Here is a 22,421-nt window from a genome sequence, read left to right on the forward strand (position 1 = left end):
TGAGAAACCTAAAACTAATAGTAAAGTATGTAAGTACCTATGGTTAAAGATGAATTCAGCATGTAATTACGTTGTTTCATCGTATTTTTGATTAACACCAGAATATTTTCTCTAATTTTTACGGATGAAGCATTTATACCTTATACTAATAAGCATCGGTTTATTAGTACCTTATGTTGCTGGTGCTCAGAGCGCCCCACTAACTGAACCTAATAAACTGGTATTCAAGCTAAAGCCAGCAGCATCTGCTTCTCTGGCTAAAAACAACACCAGCAACTCTGTACAGCAGGTAGTTAAGAAAGTAGCTAAAATACCGGCTAAACAGAAGTTCCCAAACTCAGCACCAGATGCTAGAACCAGAGCACTGCATAAAAATGCTGTAGATCTCTCCCTCATCTACGAACTGAACTACACGCCTGGCCAGTCATATGAACAAATCAAAAAAGAGTTGCTCTCTACAGGCATGGTTGAGTATGTTGAGCCACTCTACCGGTATGAGCCATTATTCATTCCCAATGACCCAAGAGCCCATCCTGCCACTGGCAATCAGGAATACCTAAGTAAAATTGAAGCCTATGCCGCATGGGACGTGACTCAAGGTGACACTAACGTAGTGATTGGTATTTTAGATACGGGTGTGCGCCTACAGCATGAAGATTTGAAAGGAAACATCAAATACAACTACAACGACCCCATTGACGGCATTGACAATGATAACGATGGCTATGTAGATAATTTCTACGGTTGGGATCTGGCAGACAACGACAACAACCCAACTGCAGATGGTAATGGCCACGGCACTCTGGTTGCCGGTGTTGCCGCCGCCGCTACAAATAATGAAGTAGGCATTGCCGGAGTTGGCTTTAAATGTAAATTTCTTCCCATCAAAGTTTTTGCTTCAACGGAAAACGGAGCTTTTAGTGGATATGAAGGCATTGTATATGCCGCAGACCAAGGTTGTAAAATCATCAACCTATCATGGGGAGGAGTTGGCTTTCCTTCAGCCTTTGAGCAAGATGTAGTAAACTACGCCTCTATAAACCGCAATGTAGTTATTGTAGCGGCCGCCGGTAACACAAACCAAGACCTAGACTTTTACCCTGCTTCCTACTCAAATGTATTATCAGTAGGTTCTGTAACCCGAGACGATATAAAATCACCCAACCACACGTACAGTTACGCCATTAAAATAGCAGCACAGGGTTCCGCAGTGTACACTACCGGAAATAACAGTAACAGTCACTATGGCTTAGGCTCAGGGTCATCTTACGCAACTCCCATGGTGTCTGGTGCAGCTGCTCTGGTAAGAAGCCATTTTCCTGAATTAACTGCGCCCCAGGTGGTAGAAAGGTTAAGAGTGACCTCAGATGACATCTATGATTTACCAGAAAATGAACCTTATAAAGAGAAACTGGGAAGAGGCCGACTAAACGTTAATCGAGCATTGACTGAAGTTTCCCCAAAATCCACCAGGCTACAGACTTGGCAAATTGAAGGAGGATTAACAGGTAAACCAGGGGAAGTGCTAGACTTGACGGCCACATTTAAAAACTTTCTGGCTCCAACCTCCGATCTTACTATTACCGTTACCTCTGCCAGCCCTCACCTTGAAATTGTTCAGGGGCAGTTCACTGCCGGAAGCATGGCTACCTTAGAGGTAAAAGGCAATAAAAGCGAACCCTTCAGAATCAGAGTGGCCGAAAACACTCCGGCCAATAGTCAGGGGGTTTTGCGTTTCGGTTTTACTGATGGCACCTACACCGATTTTCAATACATCAAGTTTAACCTGAACCCAGATTTCGTGACAACTGATGTAAACCATATTATCACCTCTATCATGAGCCGCGGGAACATTGCCTACGAGGGCATGAACCTACAGATTGGGAATGGCTTTACTTACCGAGGAAGCAATCCATTACTGGCAGAAGGAGGGTTATTAATTGGCTACTCGCCAACGTTGGTGTCAGATAACATCAGAAATGATAAAGGAAAAACTGATAATGATTTTTACGCTGTCAGTATAATACAGCGAGTGCAGAATTCACCTATGGCAGATTTTGTGGCTACCAATATCATGGAAGACTCGCTTACTGCCACTAAAAATCTGAGTACCCGAATTACTCAAAATGTTTATGCCTGGGCAGATGCTCCCAATCAGGACTTTGTGATTCTGCAATATGTATTAACCAACCGTTCTGAGCAGCCCATAACAGAGGCTTATGCGGGCATGTATGCTGACTGGGATGTGCTTTCTGCCGCTCGCAACGTAACCGAGTGGAACAACAATTTGAAATTAGGTATTATCAGACACACTTCTGACACTTCCGTATGGGTGGGCATTCAAGTATTGTCAAAAGGGACGCCAGGTTTCTACGCCCTTGAAAATTCTATACAGAAGGAGGGCGTTATAAATATTTCAGACGGCTTTACTACCCAAGAGAAATACGAGGCTCTTTCCGGAGGAGTACAGCGCACCAATGCCGGCACCCCAGAAACGGGATCTGATGTTTCGTACATCATCTCCAGCAAAATTGCCCCACTGGCTCCCACAGAACAAGATACTGTGGCCTTTGCTTTAGTTGCCGGTTTAACGCGCCAACAGATCTACCAGCATGCGGCGGCGGCGGCAGCCAAATATGAGCAACTGCGCGGTCGTGTTACCAGTGCACCTGATGAAGTGCTGGCTAAGGCTGTCATATTGTATCCTAACCCAACTTCGGGCGGAGTAAGTATTACCCTTCCCACCGCCCTGCAGAAATCACCTCTTACTATTCAGTTGGTAGACAGTAAAGGAAAAACTGTACACACTACTTCGTTTTCTCAAGCGGAGGTTGCCAATCTGAACACTGCTCATTTACCAAACGGCCTGTATTTTGTCAGAATCAGCTCAAAGGATAAAGTAGTTGTGAAAAAGCTGTTAATTCAGCGGTAGAGGAAGAGATATCAATATCTTTTAACATAATACGGCTGTTTTAGCCCTTTTTTTGCCAAAACAGCTCTAAAACAGAAGAGGCAGCCAATTGGCTGCCTCTTCTGTTTTAGAGCTGAAATTCAGCTTATGCATTTTGCTGTTGCAAACGAATCAAGTTAAGTGCAGATCCTGCTTTAAACCACTCAATCTGTCCTTGGTTATAGGTGTGGTTCGCTTCAAAGGTGTGGGTTGTACCATCTTTGTGGGTAAGTTTCACCTGCAACGGAACACCAGGTGCGAAGCTGGTCAAACCGATCACATCTATCAAATCTGCTTCTTGTACCAGATCATAGTCTGCTTTGTTGGCAAACGTAAGCGCCAGCATGCCTTGCTTTTTCAGGTTGGTTTCGTGAATACGGGCGAAAGATTTCACCAATACCACTTTCACCCCTAAATGACGAGGCTCCATGGCCGCGTGCTCACGAGAAGATCCTTCTCCGTAGTTCTCATCACCGACAACTACGGTTCCGATTCCTGCAGCTTTATAAGTCCGGGCAACCTGAGGAACCTCATCGTACCCTTCGCCTTGCATCAGGAAGTTCTTCACGCTGTTAGCTTCACCGTTAAATGCGTTGATGGCACCAATCAGCATGTTGTTGGAAATGTTATCTAAGTGACCACGGTATTTCAACCACGGACCGGCCATGGAAATATGGTCAGTAGTACACTTACCCTGTGCTTTGATCAACAGACGCAAACCAGTATAGTCTTGTCCGTTCCAAGGCTGGAATGGCTCTAACAACTGCAGACGGTCTGAAGTAGGGTCTACTACCACTTCCACTTTGCTGCTGTCTTCTGCTGGCGCAACATAACCGGCGTCTTCAGCGGCAAAACCTTTTTCTGGGTATTCAATACCGCGCGGCTCATCTAAACGAACAGCCTCACCGTTTTTGTTTATCAACGTATCGGTTAACGGGTTAAACGTTAAGTCACCGGCAATGGCGAAGGCGGTCACTATCTCTGGAGAGGCCACAAACGCGTGGGTGTTAGGGTTACCGTCGTTCCGCTTGGCAAAGTTACGGTTGAACGAAGTGATGATGGAGTTTTTGCGTTTTGGGTCATCAGTATGACGTGCCCACTGGCCAATACAAGGTCCGCAGGCATTTGCCAGCACTACTCCACCAATCTCAGAGAATTTCTCCAAAATACCATCGCGTTCAGCAGTGTAACGCACTACTTCAGAACCTGGAGTAATAGTGTATTCTGCCTTCACGGTGAGTCCTTTCTCTACCGCTTGCTGCGCCAGAGAGGCGGCACGGGTAAGGTCTTCATAGGAAGAGTTGGTGCAGGAACCGATCAAGCCTACTTCCAGCTCCTGTGGCCAGCCATGTTCACGAACGGCAGCGGCAAACTCAGAAATTGGCCAGGCAGCGTCTGGTGTAAACGGTCCGTTCACGTGCGGCTCCAAGGTGCTCAGGTCAATCTCGATCAATTGGTCATAGAAAGCGGCTGGGTCAGCATACACCTCATCATCGGCACGTAAGTGCTCGGCAACCTGGTCAGCTAGATCAGCAATTTCAGCACGCTCAGTGGCGTACAAATACTTGCTCATTTCTTGGTCATAGGCGAAAACAGAGGTAGTAGCCCCAATTTCAGCACCCATGTTACAAATGGTGGCTTTACCAGTACAAGAGATAGTGTTAGCTCCTTCGCCGAAGTATTCAACAATGGCTCCGGTACCACCTTTCACGGTCAAAATACCAGCCACTTTCAAGATTACGTCTTTGGGTGCTGTCCAACCACTCATTTTACCGGTCAGTTTCACGCCAATCACCTTAGGGAATTTCAGCTCCCAGGCCATACCGGCCATAACGTCCACGGCATCGGCACCGCCCACACCAATGGCGATCATACCAACTCCACCGGCGTTAGGCGTGTGAGAGTCGGTACCGATCATCATACCACCCGGAAATGCATAATTCTCTTGCACCACGGTGTGAATGATACCAGCACCTGGCTTCCAGAACCCTATGCCGTATTTATTAGAAACAGAGGCCAGGAAATCATACACCTCTTTGTTTTCAGAATAAGCGTCGGCCAAATCTTGATCGGCACCCACACGGGCCTGAATTAAGTGGTCACAGTGTACGGAAGACGGAACGGCTACTTTAGCTTTACCCGCCTGCATAAACTGCAACAAAGCCATTTGGGCGGTAGCATCTTGCATGGCTACGCGGTCTGGCGCGAAATCCACGTAAGACTTACCACGCTCATAGGCCTCGGTTGCAGCACCGTTGTATAAGTGGGCGTATAGAATTTTCTCGGTTTGGGTTAAAGGTCGGCCTACTGCCTTACGTGCTGCGGCAATCCGGTCGCCCAGTTGCGCATACACTCCTTTGATCATGTCTACATCAAATGCCATAGATCTGCTTAGTATTATTTAAGTTCAGTTGCTTACGTCGCGCACAAATGTCGCAAACAGAACACTTTTACACAAACTTTAAATTGTGACTCTTCTATATAAAGGTTTTCTGGTATTGGTAAAGCAAAATAAACGTCCTTGCCTTACATTTGTAAAATGATGTATCGACACCTTTTCCAAAGATATTACCATTCATTCCTTTTACTTTTTGCTTTAGCGCTCACCTCCTGCTCCCAATCTTCTTCTCAGCTACCTTCTGGCTCATGGCGGGGCGTTATACAGGTAAATGACCAGCCCATGCCCTTCAATTTTGAAGTGTCTGAAAAAGATGGACTTCAGGTGGCTCATTTAATAAACGGAGATGAGCGAATTTTGATTAATGAAATTTCTGAAACCGGCGACAGTGTACGCCTGGAGATGCATATTTTTGACGCTTACCTCATTGCCAAAGTTGAGAAAGGCCATTTAAATGGGCGTTGGGTGCGCCAAGACCAAGCACAACCTTATAGTCTGCCTTTTACTGCCGAGCACGGTAAAACCTACCGTTTTTCTCAGAACGCGGCAAAACCAGCCATGGAGGTAACAGGCAAGTGGGAAGTTCATTTCACCGCCGAGGATGGTACTACAAAACCAGCCATCGGCGAATTCAAACAAGAGGGCAATGCACTAACCGGTACCTTTCTGACTACCACCGGCGATTACCGCTACCTGCAGGGCCAGATAGATGGCAGCACCCTTCGCCTCTCAGTCTTTGACGGAGCCCACGCGTATCTGTTTACAGCCCAGGCACAGGCAGACAATTCCCTTGCCGGCGATTTCTACTATGGCCAAGACGGACATGAGAGTTGGACGGCCAAACGCAATCCTGATTTCAAGCTCGCCTCAGCAGACTCGTTAACTTTTCTTAAGCCCGGTCATGAGCGTCTTTCCTTTACTTTTCCAAATTTGAAAGGCCAGCCTGTCTCTCTATCGGACCCTCAGTTCCAGAACAAAGTGGTAGTGGTGCAGATTTTCGGGTCATGGTGCCCCAACTGTATGGATGAGACTAAGTTCTTAGCTTCTTGGTATGAAAAAAACAAAAGCCGTGGTATTGAGGTGGTAGGGCTTGGCTATGAAGTCAGCCCAGAGTTTGAGAAAGCCAAAACGCGCATAGAAAAAATGCGCGACCGTTTAGGCGTTTCGTACCCGTTATTAGTGGCCGGTACCAAAGACAAAGAAAAAGTGGCGGAGTCATTGCCAGCCCTGAACCATGTACTCTCTTTCCCTACCACCATTTTCATAGACAAACAAGGCAAAGTACGTAAAATACATACTGGCTTCTCTGGCCCTGGCACTGGCAAATACTATGAGGATTTTGTGCAGGAGTTCAATAAGACCATTGACCAACTGGTGGCGGAATAATGATTACTCCATCAGCCTTTTGTGTTTTTGGCTTTGTTTTAAGAAAACAGCTAAAAAACAGAAACAAAAAACTAAAGCATGGCTTTACTTGCAACTGAGCGTTGTAGACGCAACACTTCTTTTGACTGCTCCAAATGCCTTTGTTCATGCGCTATGAGAATATTAAAAGCAGTGGCCAGCCGGTAGACAATCCAGCGGTTGGCTGGTGAGGAAATAACGGTGTCTTTGGCTACTAAATCTGTGCTAGAAACAATAAGCTGTTTCAGATGAGTTTGGTGCTGTACAAACCTCTCTACCACGTCTCCTGGTATATCGCTAACAGTAGGCTCCCATACAGGAAAAGTTTTGGTCTTTTTCCTGTTTTCGGGCTGAACGGCATTAAGTAACATCTTCCCAAAAAGATTGACAAGCACATTTAACTTACCAGTAAACGGCACTTTGAAAGACCCCTCCCTCACTTGCTGAATGATTGGAAAATAGCTTTGGTTCAGCACCATCAGGTGATCTAAGTTCTGGGCAATACTCTATGCTTCATCGCCAGGTTTCCAGTTTAGCTCCTCCTGTGAAAGACCAGAAAAGACTGATTGGAATTCATGGGTTAGTCTATCAATTTCCTGAGGCCATTTTTCTTTTTGCATGTTGCATGTGTTTAGTACCTACAGTAGTTTATTCTAGCCTGGTCATATTGGATATCCATTACAAGCTTATTGCATGGCAAAGGCCTTGACTAACACGGATGAATGGTTCAGAACCGCCATTAAGTATACAAGAGCCAGACACTCTTCCTTCTGTTAGCAACACAGCTGAAGAAACAGTATCATGGCTTCTTGAAGATTATAAATGTCTAGAGGAGTAGATTTGTAGCTAAACCAAGCTATTATCTGTTTGCTACCTTACTTAGTACTTTTTTGAATTTAGCCACCACTCTCGTAGCTAAACCTGGAACTTCATCATGGTGGTTGAGCATATTAGAGAGATTCTCAAATTTCACGAATTTCGAGAAGCCGCTGGTACCCCTGAACTGGATGCGTCCGTTAACATGGGTGGTATTGAAACCCCAGTCAAACTTTGTACAGTACTGAAGCACATCACTGGATACTTCAATGTCAGCGGGTGTCTGGTTTTCTTTTTCCTGCAAACCCTTCCAGGAAAGGCTCACAGTACGGTCATGGTCTGTTAGATATATGTTCAACTCACCAGCCTTTTTTAGCCTGTTGAATAATTTAGGATTAGCAGAGAACTTGCTGGTAAATTTCTCTCCAGTGGCAAGCAACTCGTTTAAAGCAACCGTATTGGTTTTGCAAAGCTTGGGGCTGTTCCTTACAACTTCATAATGTTGGTTCCACGCAGCTATTGACCTTTCTGAATTAGTATAAGCTTGGCTAGGGTCCCAGCTTTCGTTCATGTATAAAACTACCGGCTCTACTGTACCCTTGCTTTTATAGTAATCATATACGTTACCCACCTTATTTATCTCATCGTTCATGTAGTAGTTCTCTTCATGGCAGAAATAAATAAAACTGGCCATTGGCAGCAGATACTTGGGCTTGAACTGGGTTATCTGTGTATCTATCTGCTTAAACTTTTTCTCCACGGCCTGTTTCCTTTTATGCGGCTCATTCTTATTGCCTTCATACTGCCCATAAGAGAATTGGGTGAGTAATACTGAAATATCACCGGTTAGATCATGCACGCTTTTAGCCTCTGCCCTGGTGTCAATGACACAGTCATTTGTATTGAGAACGGTTATGTCTTTGTGCTTCACGCATAGCCATGAATCATGGTCAAACGGATTGCACAAAATCTTAAAATCTTTCCCCAGCTCATACCATTTGTCTTTTTTAAGCTCGATGATTTCCTTAAAATTCAACTTTTTCAGAAAGCCAATTACCTTCTTATCTGTTGTCTCCTGAAAAAGAATTGTAATATTCTTCCGGTACTTTTCATCAATATTCTTGATGTTGGGAGGATAGAAATGATCTGGATGCTCGTGCGAAAACCATATGTAATTTATCTTCTCAAAGTCATCAAACGTGAATTTTGACTCAGCAATCAAATTCCACCCATCATGGAAAACAGGGTCTTTCAGCCAAGGGTCACAAATCATGTGAATATCTTCATGGTGAAAGATTACAGAGGCATGATTCACAAATTCTATTTTCATGTTGCGGAGTAGTAGTTGATACAGAGTAATTCATTGAAGGGTAAAGCGCCAAGCTTTCTAGTAAACTATATAAAGGCAAAGGCATAAACCGAGTATGAAGATAGACACACTTCCCCCAATTTACAACAGGAACTGTACAGTTGACCTTCTACAATATAATTTTAAAGGAATTAATGGAAGGCCTATGCTGGCTGAGCACGGAAAGATTTTAAAGCTTTCAATGATGCTTTACTTCTCCCGCTCAATGGTATAGCGGAGCAACTGCTCTAGAGAATCTCGGGAAGGAGATTGGGGGAAAGTGTGCAGCAACTGAAGAGCCTCAGCGTGCAGGGCGTTCATTTTCTGGATGGAATATTCTAACCCACCCGATTGCTTCACGAAATCAATAACGGCGTTGATACGGTCTGTTTTGCCGTTGTTGTTCTTTACGTTGTAGATGACACGGCGCTTGGTGAGCCAGTCGGCTTGTTGCAAAGCATAGATTAACGGCAGGGTCATCTTCTTCTCTTTGATGTCAATGCCCACCGGTTTTCCTATTTCGGCGGTGCCGTAGTCAAACAAATCGTCTTTAATCTGAAAGGCTAAACCTACTTTCTCGCCAAACAGGCGGGCTCGCTCCACGGTCTCCGCATCTGCCCCCACCGATGATACACCTACGGCGCAGCAGGAGGCTATCAAAGAAGCGGTCTTCTGACGGATGATGTCAAAATATACATCTTCTGTGATGTCCAGTCGGCGGGCTTTCTCCATTTGCAGCAGCTCACCCTCGCTCATTTCGCGCACGGCGTTGCTCACAATTTTCAGGAGCCCGAAATCATCATGGTTCAAAGAGAGCAACAATCCTTTTGAGAGCAGGTAATCGCCCACCAGCACGGCAATCTTGTTTTTCCAGAGAGCATTGACTGAGAAGAAACCGCGGCGGTAATTGGCTTCGTCCACCACGTCATCATGCACCAAGGTAGCGGTGTGCAGCAGTTCAATAAGGGCAGCGCCGCGGTAGGTGGCATCTTCAATTTGTTCCTGAATGAGCTTGGCCATAAAGAAAACGAACATAGGGCGCATTTGCTTTCCCTTCCGTTTCACAATATAGCCCATGATCTTGTCCAGCAGCAACACGTTTGATTGCATAGACTGCCGAAACTTCTTTTCGAAGGCCTGCATCTCCGCCGCAATCGGGGCTTGTATCTGGTCTAATGGGCTGCTCATTTCGGTTTGCAATATTACAAGCCTGCGCCCTGTAAAACAAACCGCCGGTTTGGTTTTACCGTTAATCAGGCGTTACTTCGCTTCTTTTCCATACTTTCTTCTGCTTATGCTGCAACGCGCCGATTTTCTCCTCTCCTCGCCCCATGGCCGTGACTTCGCTGTTGATGCCCGTTGGCTGCAAGACGGCAACGCAAAACCGGTGGTGGTGTTTGTGCATGGCTTCAAAGGTTTTAAAGATTGGGGACATTTTGATCTGCTCGCTGACTTTTTTGCCCAACACGGTTTTGTGTTTCTCAAGCTCAACCTGTCGCACAATGGTGTAGAGCCCGACGGCAAAGACCTCTCTAACATGGAGGCTTTCGGCAACAACAACTTTTGTATTGAGCTGGATGATGTAAAAACCCTGCTGGATTATGTACAGGCAGGCCCAAAGGAGATTCAGGCGGAGGAAATGGAGGTCAACTACCTGTTCCTGGTCGGGCACAGCCGCGGCGGCGGATTGGTCTTACTAAAAGCAGCCGAAGACGAACGGGTGAGCGGTGTAGCCACTTGGTCTGCTATCAGTGATATAGACCAGCGGTGGTCTACGGAGTTTATGGAAAAGTGGAAGCGCGACGGGGTGCAGTACGTGCTGAATGGCCGCACCGGCCGGCAAATGCCGCTGTATTACCAGTTGGTAGAGAATTGCCAAGCTAACAAAAAGCGATTGGACATTGCCAAAGCCACCGAGAGGCTACAGGTTCCGGTACTAATTATTCATGGTGAGCGAGACGAAACCGTTCCTGTTCAAATGGCTCATGACCTGCACGCCTGCAACCCGTATGCGGAACTGTACCTCATTCCGGAGGCAAACCACTCCTTCGGCGGAAGCCATCCTTTTACCGGAACAGCGCTTCCTGCCGCCGCCAGAGAAGCTGCCCAAAAGACCAATACATTTTTCCAGAACGCTGTAGAGCACCACTCATGAAACCACTTTTCTTGCTATTAGGCAGCAACCTGGGTGATAGAGAAGCCTATTTGCGCCAAGCAGAAATGCGTTTATCGGGTGTTTTCGGAAAAATAGCCCAAAAATCGAAGCTCTACGAAACGGCTGCCTGGGGTGTCACGGATCAACCTCCTTTTCTAAACCAAGTGCTGGCGTTTTCCACAAATATTCCTCCGCTGGAGGCATTGAAGCACACCCAGCAAATTGAGCTAGACCTGGGCCGTATCCGGAAAGAACGCTGGGGCGCCAGAGTGTTGGATATAGATTTGTTGTTCTACGGAGATGAAACATTAATTCTGCCCGAGCTGATTCTCCCCCACCCTCAACTACACCTGCGTCGGTTCACGCTGATGCCTCTGGCTGAAATTGCGCCAGACTATGAGCACCCTGTGCTGCACAAAACGGTAGCAGAGCTGCTTCAAGATTGTCCGGATGAGCTGGAAGTGAAGGCTCTTAATTAATTTGCTAATTTTTTAATGTGCTATTACTTTGATTTTAGAAACGTATATGGCAGCAGAAGAATTGGTGGATTCTGTTTTAGGCTCCTTTTCAGAAAAGAAGGTCAAAAACAGCTTAACATGTTGAATTACTTATGCCTGTCTCTTTCCCCATGAGCGGAGCCTGCAAAAAAAGTAGCCAAAACTGAGAGTAGGAAACAGTGAACAGGAACAGGAACAGGGAACAATGAGCAGTCGCCGTTGTTGGTGTTATCACCAACAACTAATATTGCTTTAGGACTATATTACCAGCAGGTGTAAACATCCCCCTCCCCCCTTCAAAGTGGGAATACAAAATAAACTGACTGTAAACTTTCTTACTGACCGAAGTTTATACTCCTCCGGAATCTAAATAGAAGTTTAGCTCATCAAATATCAAACTTCTGGTACACCGAGTTTTGGCTTACATACTCGGGCACCAGTTGCTTCATTTTCCTGATCACGGCTACATTGTTCTGAGAGCTAAAGAGGCTTACCAAATTCTGGATCTCCTGCAGCACCAATGTACTTTTCGGGGCAGGCATAAGAGCTAAGCTGATCAGCGGGTGCTGTGTAGGCTGAAGGGCTTCGTGCTGGTGCACCAGCTCTTCCTCCAGCTTTTCACCCGGGCGAAGACCAGTGTACACCAATTGAATGTCTTTACCCAAAGTAAGTCCTGAGAGCTTGATCATTTTTTTGGCTAAATCCACAATCTTGATGGAATCGCCCATGTTAAAGATGTAGATTTCGCCCCCCTTGCCCATAGCAGAAGCCTCCAGCACCAGTTGACAGGCCTCCTGTATGGTCATGAAATACCTTGAAATGTCTGGATGGGTAACCGTAAGCGGACCACCCTCTAAAATCTGTTTTCTGAAACGTGGAATAACAGACCCGGTGCTGCCCAATACATTTCCGAAACGGGTAGTAACAAACTTAGTCTGCTGATTGCCTGAGTCACGAAGATAATGGTCAAGTGCCTGCACATACATTTCGCAGAGGCGTTTTGAAGCTCCCATTACACTGGTAGGGTTTACGGCCTTGTCCGTTGAGAGCAGTACAAACTTTTGCACCTGGTACTTCACTGCCAGATCTGCCAGAATCTTTGTACCCAAAATATTGGTATTGAGCGACTCAGTCGGGTTTTCCTCCATCACAGGCACGTGCTTGTAGGCAGCACAGTGAAAAACCAGATCTGGCTGAAAAGTCTTGAACACGGCTTCCATGCGAGCTTCATTGCAAATGTCGCCCAAAACCATCTCAAAATTCAGTTTTAAATAAAGCTCCGTTAGCTCCAGTTCAAGATCATACAGGGCAGATTCTGCCTGGTCTAGCAGCACCAGCTGCTTAGGTTTGAACTGAATCAATTGCCGCACCAACTCCGATCCAATGGACCCTGCCGCCCCTGTTATCAGTACAGTCCTGTTTTGTAGTTCTTGGTGCAGCGCTGGGGAATCCAGCTTCACGGCTGGTCTACCTAACACATCTTCAATACGCACCTCCCTGATCTGCCTGAAACTCAATTCCCCGTTAATCCACTTATATACAGGTGGAACCACCAATACCTGAACCCCAGCCCTGAGGCACGACTCCACCAATTGTTTCCGCCTGGCAACGGTCAACTGCTGTACCGCCAGAATAAGCAAATCAGCTTGTAAATTCTTTAACTGCTCCGCTAAAGTCTGTTTAGGAGTTTGTATGGACACCCCGTTTATACCCAATCCCTGCTTCTTCCTATCGTCATCTAAAAAGGAGACAATGTGGTAGTAAGTCCCCATGTCTTGCTGCAGCGTTCTGAGGGTGATACTTCCTACTTCCCCGGCTCCAAAAATGACCACATTCACTTTTTTGGAGAGGCTGTGGTTTTGCTCGTAGTGCACAATTTTTGCCCATACCCGCAGCAAAGACAGCAGCACCAGACTGATGATATAATCTATAAGCAGTATAGAGATGGGAATAAAATTCTGGTAGCCAAATACCTTGTTGTACACCAGCTGAGCCGCAACTAACAGAGCGGAGGTACTAGACAAAGCAAAGAAAAGCTTCCGGAGGTCCTCCAGGCTGGAGTAGCGCAGAATGCCTGTATAGGTTTTAGTATATAAGAAAGCCACCACGCGCACCACCAGCACAATAGGCAGCATCTGGGTGAAAGAAAGCGTAGTATACACCTGCAAATCAAAGTTGAACCGGAGCAGGTAGGCAATAAAAAAAGACAAGGCACATAAACAGACATCCAGCCCGAACACCAGTTGCTTTGGCATTTTCTGACTAAAAAGCTGTTGTATGTACCTCATCTTTATATGTTTCCTCTCTTGAACCCTTAACCTACCTGCGAGGTTTCAGCATTTTTGTCAATTTTTTTCACCAGCCCCTGCAGCACTTTGCCCGGACCACATTCAACAAATAACGTTGCACCATCAGCAATCATTTGCTGTACAGACTGGGTCCAACGTACTGGGGCGGTAAGCTGACGAATAAGATTTTCCTGAATTTCTTTAGGATCAGTGTGTGGTTTAGCGTCTACGTTCTGGTATACTGGGCAGATTCCTTCTTTAAACTCAGTAGCTTTTATTGCCTCTTCTAATTCCGCTTCGGCTGATTTCATTAACGGAGAGTGGAAAGCACCGCCAACAGGCAATACCAAGGCACGCTTAGCACCGGCTGCTTTCATGCGCTCACATGCTTCCTCCACTCCTTTTATGGAGCCAGAAATTACCAATTGACCCGGGCAGTTGTAATTGGCCGCCACCACTACATCTTCTACCTCAGCGCAAATTTGCTCAACTTTTTCATCTTCTAGACCAAGTATAGCGGCCATGGTAGAGGGTTGTTCTTCACAGGCTTTTTGCATGGCCAATGCCCTCTTTGACACCAGGCGCAAGGCATCTTCAAAAGCCAATACTTTATTTGCCACTAACGCTGAAAACTCACCCAAGGAGTGTCCAGCTACCATTTCCGGGGCAAAATCCTGCGCCACTGCTGCTTGAATGACCGAGTGCAGGAAAATAGCCGGTTGGGTAACTTTAGTTTGCTTTAGTTCTTCATCGGTTCCACTAAACATAACATCTGTAATTCGGAAACCTAAAATATCATTGGCTTTTTCAAATAATTCTTTTGCAGTCTGGTGCTGTTCATAAAGGTCTTTGCCCATGCCTACAAATTGGGAGCCCTGACCAGGGAAAACGTATGCTTTCATAGTAGAGGTTGTTTAGTGTGTGTGTTTTGGGCCTTTTTTTATAAAAACAAGCCAAAAACAGTTTTCTGTTAAAGTCAAAGAAGCAAAGATATAAAAATGGCACCCATTCTTTAACAGAACAGGTGCCATTCTCTGGAAAGTAAGGTTTCTAATGAACTATTTCCACCCAACCTTTGAATGTTCTTCGGTCTGGCTCTGGGCTTCTACCATAGAATTCAACTTCCACCTGATAGAAATACGTGCCGTCTGATAAAGCCTTTCCATTATCTGTCACTCCTCTCCAGTTCAGCCCGGGCTCTTCCGTTCCTTCAAACACCTTTACTCCCCAACGGTTGTACACCTGCAACTTAGCTGATTTTATAAATGCGGCTCCTTGTTTTGGGGTGAACACATCATTTATTCCATCATTGTTAGGTGTGAAAATGTTAGGAAGAATAAAGATGATACAGTTGTCTTTACATACAGTGTTGCTTGGCTCGCTTTCGTTCCCGAAGAAATCAGTGGCAGTTACCATGTAGCACCCAGAATAAAAGAGCAGATTCTGGTGGATGTACGACATATCTTCCACCGTGGCGATGGCTCTGAACTCTCCATCATCCGTCTCTCTATAGTAGAGAGTATAGAAGTCTATCAAGGAAGGGTCACAGCCAGCGGTTAATTCCCAAGTCAGAATATTTTGAAATGGAGGGCCAGTAGGTTCAAAGTTTTCATCGCATACCAGCGGGTCTATGCTGAGCACCGGCACACAGGGCCTGGAGAAGCAGTTAATTTGGCTATAGTTTTCTGTTACGCTTGGCAACCTCGGATTAGTAAAAGTGCCTCTGGTTATCACATATGCGCAGTAATTCTCTCCTTCTACCAAAGGTACTTCACGGCTAAAGGTACCGCTTGTAGTAGTAGCCAAAGCACTGTCGTAGCGCACAAATTCATCAGAACCTGGCAATTTAAGATATACTACGTGGTACAGTGGGTTTGCATCAGAAGAGGTACTGGCATTGTTCCAAGGCACATTGTACGTCCACTGCAACTGCATGGTAGACGCATTGGCAACAGCATTTAACCGTACACTTGACGCTGAGGAAGAATCTACTAATACTGTTGGTTCGCCTACGTTGGCCGAATGATACATCTCAATACGGTAAACATAGGCATTTTCTTCAGTATTTAGATTTGTGTCGGTAAAAACAGTATCATTCAGGTCATTGCTGGTAAATACTTCCGTAAACTGAGCGGCTGGCTCACGGCTCTGGCCAACTGTACGTAGTAATCGGTACTGGAAAGGCGGGGTTAGCGTGGTCACTATGGCACCCGGCTTACTCCATTCCACTCTTATTTGACCATTGGTGGTACTGGTTTGTTGTACACTCACCTTAGTCATTGCAATAGACTCTAGTGTGGCGCAAACTTCATTAGAGGCAATACTTTCACCTCTTCCTGGCTCAGGAAAACCAGCATAGATCCGGTAACAGTAGGTACGGTTACGCTCTAAGCCCGCACCATTATTATCATCTAAAAAGGTAACCACTCCTGCATTTACCTGCCCCACCAAGGTATAACCCGCCGAGGCAGGAATACCGGTATCACAGGTAGAAGGGTCAAAGCCAGATGGCCCCTCCTTTCGGTAAATGTACATTGTTTCAGCGTTAGGGCAGGTATAGTTCTCCCAGGTAAGCCTAATGCTGTTACTGCTGGCTGGAACTGCCAGAGTCAAGACTGGCGGCGGGGCTACCACGGTTATACGCCACGGCTGCAAGTCTACTAACCTAATACCCGAAGGAGGTCTGTCTTCTGCCCGAAACACCACCTGGTAAGGCTCACGGCGGATATCAGAACAACTGGTCTGCCAATTAAACACATGGGTAGTGTCATTCACGCTGGGGAAAGTAGCAGGGGGCAACATGCTGCCAACCGCTTCCATTACAATTGGGTGACGGTCAGGATCTGTAGCTCTGATGGTGTCTCTAATAAATGTACCGGCTATGATACAGGTATCTCTGGGGATAATGAGCCTGGGGGGTTGGTTAGGGTCTTCACGCACGAAGATCTGCATGTCACGGATTACCTGACCAATCAGGCGGTTATCGCGCCATTCTTCTACCACAAAGGCTATATTGAATTCACCTATGACACCAGGAGTATTCCAGGTAACCTGACCGGTTCTAGTGTTCAGGGTGAAACCAACGGGAGCGCCCTGCCTGGTTGTACCAAGAAATTGCTCTAAACCTCTATACCCGGGTGCTATTTGGGGAATTGGGTTTCCGCAGGCATTCCAGGTGCCTTCAATGCGGGGTTGCAGCATTTTGAACGACAATGAGTCACCATCTGGGTCATAGGCGCCCGGATTATGGACGAAAACCTGGTTTCGTGCGGCTAAGTCAATAGGTTCATACTGCAGAATAGGGGATCGGTTAATACCCAGAAAAGGATCAATGGTAACAGTTGACTGCAGAAAGAAGGTTTGCTGCACCGAGTTTGAAAGGTTGATAATACCTCCATTCCGATTTTCCCCTATATAAGAAACCGTAAATGTGCCAGCGCCACCATAGGTGTGTTCAAAATAGAACTCGTTGACCTGGGTGTTGTTCTGCCCGTTCTGAAGCTCATATTTTCTGCCCAACTCTACCCTTTGGCTTGTGCAATCACCAAAATGCAGGGTAGCATGTGTATCTTCAAAGCCCCCCAGCACTGTGTAGGTAATAAGGGTGAACCTGAATTTCAAATAGTTGTTCGGGTCACTTTCAGAGTATATGTTACCAGCACGTATGTGTGTAGCCTGGGCATCCGGAGCCATTGAAAGCAGTAACAGGAACAGCCCTCCAAAAAGGGAAAGCCAGGCCTTTTTTGTCCGTAGAGTTAAAGGCATAGAGTATAGGTTAGCATGCAAGAACAAAGATAGAAGAATCTGCAAATGTACCACCGGTTGGTATTTTAGGCAGCCTTAAATTGGTTTTGAGCGTATGGGCACAGGAGTATAACGAAATATGCAAGTCTCTGTTGTAAACTTTGCCAGCAAATATCGTTTTTAAGCTATTTTTAGTTAAAAGAGATATAATTGTCTATTTTTCTGATGGTGCCTTGTGCAACAAAACGTGCAATTTAGATTTGTTCAAAATAATATAAGGCAATTGCTTGTAAAAGCATCGGCATGTACCTTTGGCAAGATTTAACCAATCCTAACACTCCTTTTTTATCAACCTTAACACAACAAAATGAGTTGGTTTACTAAAACGTTTACCAGTACCATCGGCCGCAAGGTTCTGGTGTCTGTGACTGGGCTGTTTCTCTGCTCTTTTTTGGTGGTGCACCTGGTGGGCAACTTGCAGTTATTCAATGAGACAGGTGATGCCTTCAACATCTATTCCCACTTTATGGCTACAAACCCTATTATCCGCACCATGGAAATTGTGCTGGTGCTGGGCTTTGGTTTCCATATTTATGAGGCACTGGTGCTTACCCGCAGAAACCAGAATGTGCGTAAAGTAGATTATGCCTACAACCGTCCGGAGGATAACAGCAATTGGTCATCGCGTAACATGGGCCTTTTGGGTACTGTGATTCTGGTGTTCCTGATCATTCACTTGTACAACTTCTTCTGGCGTGCCCGTTTTGGCGAGCCTAACCTGATCCCGATAGAAGGTACAGAATATGATGACCTATATTCTGTGGTGGTACAGTCTTTCCACTTATGGTGGTACGTACTGATCTATGTGCTGGGCCAGATTGCTTTAGGCTTTCACCTGTACCATGGGTTCCAGAGCGCATTCCAAACTTTGGGACTAAACCATAAGAAATACACCCCGTTCATTCAGAAATTTGGTGCTTTCTTTTCTATAGTGGTGCCTGCTGGCTTTGCCTCCATGCCACTTTATTTTTTCATCAAAGACGTTGTTTTGTAATAAGCGAACGCTATGATTCTAGATTCTAAGATTCCCGAAGGGCCATTGGCCGAAAAATGGGACAAGCATAAATTCAATGTGAAGCTGGTAAACCCAGCCAACAAGCGTAAATACGACATTATTGTAGTAGGAACCGGTCTGGCTGGAGCCTCAGCTGCCGCTACTTTAGCCGAACTTGGTTACAACGTAAAGGCATTCTGTTTTCAGGATAGCCCAAGACGTGCGCACTCTATTGCCGCGCAAGGGGGTATTAATGCCGCTAAAAACTACCAGAACGATGGTGACAGCGTGTACCGCCTGTTCTATGACACCATTAAAGGTGGTGACTACCGTGCCCGCGAGGCAAACGTGTACCGCTTGGCGCAGGTGAGTGTGAACATCATTGACCAGTGTGTGGCACAAGGCGTTCCGTTTGCCCGTGAATATGGCGGATTGCTGGCAAACCGCTCTTTTGGTGGTGCTCAAGTAAGCCGGACGTTCTACGCCCGGGGCCAAACCGGACAGCAGTTGCTTTTAGGTGCTTACTCAGCGCTTAACCGCCAGATTGCTTACGGCAAAGTGAAGATGTACCCTCGCACCGAGATGCTGGATCTGGTAATGGTAGATGGCAAAGCCCGTGGAATTGTGACTCGCCACTTGATTACCGGTGAAATTCAGTCCCACAGTGCTCATGCTGTTATCTTGGCAACTGGCGGATACGGAAACGTGTTCTTCCTTTCTACGAACGCCATGGGCTCTAACGCCACGGCAGCTTGGAGAGCCTACAAAAAAGGAGCTTTGTTCGCGAACCCTTGCTTTACCCAAATTCACCCTACTTGTATTCCGGTATCTGGCGGTTATCAGTCTAAACTGACCCTGATGTCTGAGTCACTGCGGAACGATGGACGGGTGTGGGTACCGAAAGCAGTAGGTGACAACCGTGCCCCTGGCGATATTCCTGAGGCAGAGCGTGATTACTTCTTAGAGCGCAAATATCCATCTTTCGGTAACCTGGTACCACGTGACGTGGCTTCACGTAACGCCAAATTAGCGTGCGACGAAGGACGCGGCGTAGGAACAACCAAACTGGCTGTTTACCTTGATTTTGCCGATGCAATTAAGCGAGACGGACTAGATGCCATCAGCCAAAAGTATGGTAACCTATTCGAGATGTACGCCAAGATTACTGGTGAAAACCCGTATGAGCAGCCAATGCGCATTTACCCGGCGGTACACTATACCATGGGTGGACTTTGGGTTGATTATAACCTCATGACCACTGTGCCAGGTTTATATGCTACCGGTGAGTGCAACTTCTCTGACCACGGTGCTAACCGCTTAGGTGCCTCTGCCCTTATGCAAGGTCTGGCCGATGGTTACTTCGTGATTCCTTACACCATTGGTGATTATTTGGCACAAATGCCAGCTGCTCGTATTGAACCTACTCACCCCGCCTTTAAAGAAGCAGAAGCTGCGGTACGTGCCGACGTGGACCGATTATTAAGCATCAATGGTACCCGTACCGTAGATGAATTCCATAAGGCTTTAGGTCAAATCATGTGGGATTACTGCGGAATGGCACGTAACGCCGAAGGCTTGCAGTTCGCTAAAAAGGAAATTCAGAAACTTCGTGCTGAGTTCTGGAACGATGTGAAAGTAGTTGGTACGAACGAGGAACTAAACATAACCCTTGAGAAAGCTGGTCGTGTTGCTGACTTCCTGGAACTAGGTGAACTGATGGTTGATGATGCCCTGAACCGCAATGAATCTTGCGGTGGTCACTTTCGTGAAGAATACCAGACACCTGAAAACGAAGCTCTCCGTGATGACGAAAACTACACGTATGTAGCCGCCTGGGAGTATACTGGCCCTAACCAACAGCCGGCACTTCATAAAGAGGAGCTGAAGTTTGAAAACGTGAAACTGACGCAGAGAAGCTACAAATAATTAATTAAAAATTAGAAATTAAAAATTAGAAATGGGTTTCAATTAGAAACGGCTTCCATCTCTTTCCTTAATTTCTAATTCATAATTTTTAATTTCTAATTAGAAAGAAAATGGCTGGTAATAATCCTAACAGCAAACCAATGAACCTAACGCTTAAGGTGTGGAGACAGAAAAACACCAAGGCTACTGGTAGGCTGGAAACATATCAAGTTAAAGATATCTCCCCGGAAATGTCTTTCCTGGAGATGCTGGACGTATTAAACGAAGATTTGCTCCGCAGCGGGCAAGACCCCATAGCATTTGACCACGACTGCCGCGAAGGTATTTGCGGTATGTGCAGCCTGTACATTAACGGTAGAGCCCACGGCCCTGAGCGTGGCACTACCACTTGTCAGTTGCACATGCGTAAGTTCGCAGATGGTGACACCATCACCATTGAACCCTGGAGAGCCACTCCATTCCCAATCCTGAAGGACTTGGCCGTTGACCGTTCTGCCCTTGACCGGATTCAACAGGCAGGTGGCTATATCTCTGTAAACACAGGGGGGGTGCCTGATGCCAACGAGATTCCAATTCCAAAATCTATTGCAGATAAAGCATTTGATGCAGCAACCTGTATTCAGTGCGGAGCCTGTGTAGCGGCCTGTAAGAATGGTTCTGCCATGCTCTTTACCTCTGCCAAGGTTTCTCAGTTAGCCATGTTGCCACAGGGCAAGGTAGAGCGTAAAACACGTGTAGAAAACATGGTAGCTCAAATGGACATTGAAGGCTTTGGTTCTTGTACCAATATTGGCTCTTGCGCCGCTGAGTGCCCAGTAGGTATCTCTTTAGAGAATATAGCCATGTTGAACCGTGAGTTCATATCGGCTAAACTCACTTCAGAGAACTTATAAGTATTTTCTTAGCTTAGCTATTTTAGAAAGCGAAGTCCTGCACAAGGGCTTCGCTTTTGTTTTAGCCTTGCTTTTGGCAAAACAGGCCTAAAACACAGCAGCTTATATTAATTTGAGAAGTAAGTGCATAAACCAGTGTTTTTGTCAAACAAGGCTATTCTGGATATGACAAGGCTTTACAAGCAACGCCTTCTAAAAAGCTTGTTGTTTCTACTGGTAGGAGTTGGTTCTTTTAGATGAACAATAGTATTGGTGAAACAATAACGTTATAAACTTTTACTTATCAGAAAGTTTAGAAAACAAGAACAACTTGCCTCTTCAACAGTTAAAGGGTAAATTGCCTCAAATGATACTAATTATATCAGGTACTAATAGACCTAACTCCATCACTTTACAAATTGCCAAACTTTACCAAGGGCTACTGAATAGAAGCGGACAGGATTCAAAGATTCTTGATCTACAGGATCTGCCTCTAGATTTTGCCTCCCCCACCCTTTATACAAAAGATCTGTACTCGCAAGAGTTCCTTGCGTTACGCGCTGCAGTAGCCTCTGCCAATAAAATTGTGTTCATTGTGCCAGAGTATAACTGCTCTTATCCGGGGGTACTGAAGGCGTTTATTGATGGTTTAGAATATCCGGCCGCTTTAAAAAGGAAAAAGGGCGCGTTAGTAGGTCTTTCTACAGGCAGCCAGGGTGGCAACATTGCCTTAAGCCATCTAACTGATGTCTTGCATTACTGCGGTCTGCATGTGCTTGCACAGAAGCCTCGGCTGCCGTTTGTGCATAAACATTTGGCGGATGGGCAGCTTACCAACCCGCTCTACATTCAACTGCTGGAAGAGCAAATAGAAGAGCTCATACATTTTTAGAAGTCCCCCCACCAAGCAAGACTTCACCACCTTTATATAAAAAAAGTAGGCCTAAAACAGAGTTCTGTTTTAGGCCT

The 22,421-nt window shown here is 46.0% G+C and carries 15 protein-coding genes; 8 read left to right on the forward strand and 7 right to left on the reverse strand.

Features of this window, described 5'->3' with window-relative positions; all coding sequences use genetic code 11:
- Positions 1–124: 124 nt before the first annotated feature.
- Positions 125–2,932, forward strand: coding sequence for a S8/S53 family peptidase (locus tag A8O23_RS22040; RefSeq protein ID WP_066616459.1), 2,808 nt, complete (start codon positions 125–127; stop codon positions 2,930–2,932).
- 124 nt (positions 2,933–3,056) lie between these two features.
- On the opposite strand, the gene A8O23_RS03225 is transcribed toward A8O23_RS22040, so the two are convergent.
- Positions 3,057–5,333 (reverse strand): aconitate hydratase, encoded by a 2,277-nt coding sequence (locus A8O23_RS03225; protein ID WP_066616462.1) that lies wholly within the window; start codon positions 5,331–5,333, stop codon positions 3,057–3,059.
- Between the two features lie 156 nt (positions 5,334–5,489).
- Here A8O23_RS03225 and A8O23_RS03230 point away from each other — a divergent pair, with 156 nt between their 5' ends.
- Positions 5,490–6,734, forward strand: a complete 1,245-nt coding sequence (locus A8O23_RS03230; protein ID WP_239693320.1) for a peroxiredoxin family protein — start codon at positions 5,490–5,492, stop codon at positions 6,732–6,734.
- Positions 6,735–6,805: 71 nt separating this feature from the next.
- Here the strand turns inward: A8O23_RS03230 and A8O23_RS03235 are convergent, their stop codons facing one another.
- The 3 genes from A8O23_RS03235 to A8O23_RS03245 all read right to left on the reverse strand — a co-directional run bounded on the left by A8O23_RS03235 (position 6,806) and on the right by A8O23_RS03245 (position 10,104).
- Positions 6,806–7,255 carry a DinB family protein gene (locus A8O23_RS03235; RefSeq protein WP_262506424.1) on the reverse strand — a complete coding sequence of 150 codons (450 nt, stop codon included), beginning with the start codon at positions 7,253–7,255 and terminating at the stop codon, positions 6,806–6,808.
- Positions 7,256–7,611: 356 nt separating this feature from the next.
- Positions 7,612–8,898 (reverse strand): MBL fold metallo-hydrolase, encoded by a 1,287-nt coding sequence (locus A8O23_RS03240; RefSeq protein WP_066616465.1) that lies wholly within the window; start codon positions 8,896–8,898, stop codon positions 7,612–7,614.
- 228 nt (positions 8,899–9,126) lie between these two features.
- A complete protein-coding gene (locus tag A8O23_RS03245) occupies positions 9,127–10,104 on the reverse strand; it encodes a polyprenyl synthetase family protein (protein WP_066616467.1) in 978 nt (325 codons plus the stop codon).
- A 106-nt stretch (positions 10,105–10,210) separates the two neighbouring features.
- Here A8O23_RS03245 and A8O23_RS03250 point away from each other — a divergent pair, with 106 nt between their 5' ends.
- Complete coding sequence (locus A8O23_RS03250) at positions 10,211–11,071, forward strand: alpha/beta hydrolase family protein (RefSeq protein ID WP_066616468.1); 861 nt, start codon at positions 10,211–10,213, stop codon at positions 11,069–11,071.
- The gene (gene folK, locus A8O23_RS03255) at positions 11,068–11,550 is read left to right on the forward strand and encodes a 2-amino-4-hydroxy-6-hydroxymethyldihydropteridine diphosphokinase (protein ID WP_066616469.1); all 483 of its coding nucleotides are present in this window, start codon (positions 11,068–11,070) and stop codon (positions 11,548–11,550) included. Before A8O23_RS03250 ends, folK begins: the two co-directional genes overlap by 4 nt.
- A 404-nt stretch (positions 11,551–11,954) precedes the next feature.
- On the opposite strand, the gene A8O23_RS03260 is transcribed toward folK, so the two are convergent.
- From A8O23_RS03260 to A8O23_RS03270, 3 genes are all read right to left on the reverse strand, one after another.
- A complete protein-coding gene (locus A8O23_RS03260; protein WP_161486686.1) occupies positions 11,955–13,823 on the reverse strand; it encodes a polysaccharide biosynthesis protein in 1,869 nt (622 codons plus the stop codon).
- A gap of 59 nt (positions 13,824–13,882) precedes the next feature.
- Positions 13,883–14,758 (reverse strand): ACP S-malonyltransferase, encoded by an 876-nt coding sequence (fabD, locus tag A8O23_RS03265; protein ID WP_066616474.1) that lies wholly within the window; start codon positions 14,756–14,758, stop codon positions 13,883–13,885.
- Positions 14,759–14,906: 148 nt separating this feature from the next.
- A complete protein-coding gene (locus A8O23_RS03270) occupies positions 14,907–17,621 on the reverse strand; it encodes a T9SS type B sorting domain-containing protein (RefSeq protein ID WP_066616476.1) in 2,715 nt (904 codons plus the stop codon).
- A gap of 346 nt (positions 17,622–17,967) precedes the next feature.
- On the opposite strand from A8O23_RS03270, the gene A8O23_RS03275 reads away from it, so the two are divergent.
- From A8O23_RS03275 to A8O23_RS03290, 4 genes are all read left to right on the forward strand, one after another.
- Positions 17,968–18,654: a succinate dehydrogenase cytochrome b subunit gene (locus A8O23_RS03275; protein ID WP_066616477.1), complete on the forward strand. Its 687-nt coding sequence runs from the start codon at positions 17,968–17,970 to the stop codon at positions 18,652–18,654.
- A gap of 12 nt (positions 18,655–18,666) precedes the next feature.
- Positions 18,667–20,580 (forward strand): fumarate reductase/succinate dehydrogenase flavoprotein subunit, encoded by a 1,914-nt coding sequence (locus tag A8O23_RS03280; RefSeq protein WP_066616480.1) that lies wholly within the window; start codon positions 18,667–18,669, stop codon positions 20,578–20,580.
- Positions 20,581–20,720: 140 nt separating this feature from the next.
- On the forward strand, positions 20,721–21,473 hold the full coding sequence (locus A8O23_RS03285; protein WP_066616986.1) for a succinate dehydrogenase/fumarate reductase iron-sulfur subunit: 753 nt from the start codon (positions 20,721–20,723) through the stop codon (positions 21,471–21,473).
- A 346-nt stretch (positions 21,474–21,819) separates the two neighbouring features.
- Positions 21,820–22,344, forward strand: coding sequence for an NADPH-dependent FMN reductase (locus tag A8O23_RS03290; protein ID WP_066616482.1), 525 nt, complete (start codon positions 21,820–21,822; stop codon positions 22,342–22,344).
- The last annotated feature ends 77 nt before the right edge of the window (positions 22,345–22,421 follow it).

The organism is Rufibacter roseus, from assembly GCF_001647285.1.
GTDB lineage: Bacteria > Bacteroidota > Bacteroidia > Cytophagales > Hymenobacteraceae > Nibribacter > Nibribacter roseus.

What these genes read in the sequence shown, in the direction of transcription:
- A8O23_RS03245 (WP_066616467.1), bottom strand. Translation starts at nt 10,104, where the DNA reads ATGAGCAGCCCATTAGACCAGATACAAGCCCCGATTGCGGCGGAGATG.
- A8O23_RS22040 (WP_066616459.1), top strand. Translation starts at nt 125, where the DNA reads ATGAAGCATTTATACCTTATACTAATAAGCATCGGTTTATTAGTACCT.
- A8O23_RS03225 (WP_066616462.1), bottom strand. Translation starts at nt 5,333, where the DNA reads ATGGCATTTGATGTAGACATGATCAAAGGAGTGTATGCGCAACTGGGC.
- A8O23_RS03260 (WP_161486686.1), bottom strand. Translation starts at nt 13,823, where the DNA reads ATGCCAAAGCAACTGGTGTTCGGGCTGGATGTCTGTTTATGTGCCTTG.
- fabD (WP_066616474.1), bottom strand. Translation starts at nt 14,758, where the DNA reads ATGAAAGCATACGTTTTCCCTGGTCAGGGCTCCCAATTTGTAGGCATG.
- A8O23_RS03280 (WP_066616480.1), top strand. Translation starts at nt 18,667, where the DNA reads ATGATTCTAGATTCTAAGATTCCCGAAGGGCCATTGGCCGAAAAATGG.
- A8O23_RS03285 (WP_066616986.1), top strand. Translation starts at nt 20,721, where the DNA reads ATGAACCTAACGCTTAAGGTGTGGAGACAGAAAAACACCAAGGCTACT.
- A8O23_RS03240 (WP_066616465.1), bottom strand. Translation starts at nt 8,898, where the DNA reads ATGAAAATAGAATTTGTGAATCATGCCTCTGTAATCTTTCACCATGAA.
- A8O23_RS03275 (WP_066616477.1), top strand. Translation starts at nt 17,968, where the DNA reads ATGAGTTGGTTTACTAAAACGTTTACCAGTACCATCGGCCGCAAGGTT.
- A8O23_RS03290 (WP_066616482.1), top strand. Translation starts at nt 21,820, where the DNA reads ATGATACTAATTATATCAGGTACTAATAGACCTAACTCCATCACTTTA.
- A8O23_RS03250 (WP_066616468.1), top strand. Translation starts at nt 10,211, where the DNA reads ATGCTGCAACGCGCCGATTTTCTCCTCTCCTCGCCCCATGGCCGTGAC.
- A8O23_RS03270 (WP_066616476.1), bottom strand. Translation starts at nt 17,621, where the DNA reads ATGCCTTTAACTCTACGGACAAAAAAGGCCTGGCTTTCCCTTTTTGGA.
- A8O23_RS03230 (WP_239693320.1), top strand. Translation starts at nt 5,490, where the DNA reads ATGATGTATCGACACCTTTTCCAAAGATATTACCATTCATTCCTTTTA.
- folK (WP_066616469.1), top strand. Translation starts at nt 11,068, where the DNA reads ATGAAACCACTTTTCTTGCTATTAGGCAGCAACCTGGGTGATAGAGAA.